Below are 2,500 nucleotides of genomic sequence, written 5' to 3' on the forward strand. Positions count from 1 at the left end.
CTGTAGGCTCGGCTGTCGGCGCCATGCCACCTTACGGTGGTAGGTTTCCGACAGCCTGCCTCCGAACCGTACGTACACGTCTCCATGTATACGGCTCTCCGCCCATAACGGCATTTTAGCTATTCTCCGCATGAATCATGTTATGACATTCTGCACAGACGATTAAAGATTTTCTATGCATTTTGAGCATTTTACGTTCCCATCCGGTTTTGCCTCTTAATTCTGAGAGTTTCCTGACGTGGTGTGACACAACATTTCCTTCTTTTCCGCACAACTCACACTTATTTGCAGTCAGTCTTTCGACCAGACTCATAGATGGAGTGTTGAACAGGTAGGGCAAGTTATCACATTTTTGAGTTCCCAAGTCGGTAATACGCTTGAAGCCCTCATTGTAAAACACCCTTGGTTTGCGTTCGCCTTTCTTGTCCGTATACCACACCACAAATTTATCATCTTCACGATACTTGTCTGTTATGGTTCTGACGGAACTGTTAAGTTTTTGCGCAAATGTCTTTAGCATACTGAACCTCATGATACATCCAAATGAACGTCCAAGTGCCGATGCATTGTTTGCAATGGAGTAGTAGTTGTAGAATCCTCTGATTTCTGTGTTGAAACGTGCTACTATGTCTTGTGGCTCATTGTCTATCAGGTATGTTCTACCTTTAGAACTCCACACTTCTTTGCCATTTCGTGTTTTCACATTCATGGCTTCAAGACTCAGTAGCTTCTTCTTTATTACTTCTCGTGATACGTGTAGTATCACATTACCATTACGATGTCTACGAGTTTCTCCTCTTGCATTTTTCTGCGTTGTGTAATCTTTACGGACTGATATTTCATAGCCGAGAAATTTTGCACTGTCTTGTGCGTTGGTTATCAAGGTCTTTTCTTGTGACATTTCCAATTTTAGCTTCTTTTGCATAAATTGTGTGACATCCGCCTTGATTTTCTCGCACTCTGCTTTATTTCCAATGACCCCTATAAGGAAATCATCAGCGTAGCGTACATAATTCAATCTACGGAAATTCTCATCCATATCGTTACCGCTCGGCATAGTCAGTATTTGCTGTTGCTTATTACGAACTTCCTCCCGCATTGCTTCCAATTTATCAACGTCCGTCACCTCCTTCATTCTCTTCTTTAGATAGTGAACTCGATTGTTCAGTCTGCCGATATCCTTGTTGCGGTGTCTAACTTTACCCTTATGGAAATCTTGTGCATACTTCTTCATATACTTATCGAACTTGTCCAGGTAGATATTAGCCAGTATTGGACTGATAATTCCACCTTGAGGCGTACCCGAATAAGTTCTATTGAAGTGCCATTCTTCCAAATATCCAGCGTTGAGAAATTTACGTATTAACCGAAGGAAACGTTCGTCAGATATGCGTTCCCTCAGAATTTCTATCATCACGCCATGGTTGATATTGTCAAAGAAACCTTTTATGTCTCCCTCAATGAACCACTTTGTTCCGTTGAAATTATTCTGTAGACTCTTAAGTGCCGTGTGGCAGCTTTTGTGTGGTCTGAAACCATGTGAAGTCCGTTCAAAATATCCTTCGTATATGGCTTCGAGAACCATTCTCACTACCTCTTGCACTAATTTATCTGCAAACGTAGGGATACCGAGCGGACGTAACTTTCCGCTCTTCTTCGGTATGTAAACCCTCTTTGCCGGTTTAGGCCTATAGACTTCGCTTTTGAGACTGTCTATTAATGCGTGTATCTTGTCAATGCTCATGCCGTCCTCCGTCTGTCCATCAGTACCGGGTGTCATATTGCCTGGTTTTGCATGAATGCGCTGATATGCGACTAAGAACATCTGCTCATTGAACAGAATACGATAGAGTCGTTCGTATTTGTAACCTGACTCGTTGCTGTGTTCAGCTAAAATGTTTAATACTTGCTCGGGATTTCTCATACGTCTCTCACGTTTTCCTTTGTTTGTACTAAAGTTATGGACTGTTCCCCTTCGCCATGTACAAGCCGTTAACTTGCTCGGACTACTATGGGAACTCCGTTGCCATATCAGATATTCAGAGACCAGCTCTCATAGCCTTTGAGGCGTTCTGACTTAGGCAATCCCCAGTTAGTTTCACTTGATAACTATTAGCGTGACATATTGTCGGATGCGACTTTCGTTCTTGTCCGCTTATTGCGGCTGTGTCATAGTCGGTTCTTAATGCTCTGCACTAACGCACAAAATAGCCAGAGTACTATGAAATAGCGTATATAAAAGCCTTCCGCTATTGCAAGATGTGGTACCACCGAACTATCGTTCAACCAATCAAGGTTTCATCCTTGTATATGTCGTTTCGTCTTGCCCTTCAGTCGCTACTTGGCTATTAGTAGACTCAGGGCTTTAATCAGCATGCTACACTCCCCGTTAGGTTTCCCCGTCGGATAAGCTGATTGACGATAGGATTATATTGAACCCAATCCTAACTTCTTGCTACAGAAGTATTTATCAAGCGACCAATCTGGGCGCACTCGCATA

At 42.8% G+C, this 2,500-nt stretch carries 1 protein-coding gene; it reads right to left on the bottom strand.

Features of this window, described 5'->3' with window-relative positions; genetic code table 11:
- Window positions 1-115 precede the first annotated feature (115 nt).
- Window positions 116-1,924, bottom strand: a complete 1,809-nt coding sequence (locus I6E24_RS15945) for a reverse transcriptase/maturase family protein (protein WP_235329657.1) — start codon at window positions 1,922-1,924, stop codon at window positions 116-118.
- Window positions 1,925-2,500: the final 576 nt, after the last annotated feature.

Origin of the sequence: Bacteroides caecigallinarum (assembly GCF_021530995.1) — a bacterium.
Classification (GTDB): domain Bacteria; phylum Bacteroidota; class Bacteroidia; order Bacteroidales; family Bacteroidaceae; genus Phocaeicola; species Phocaeicola faecigallinarum.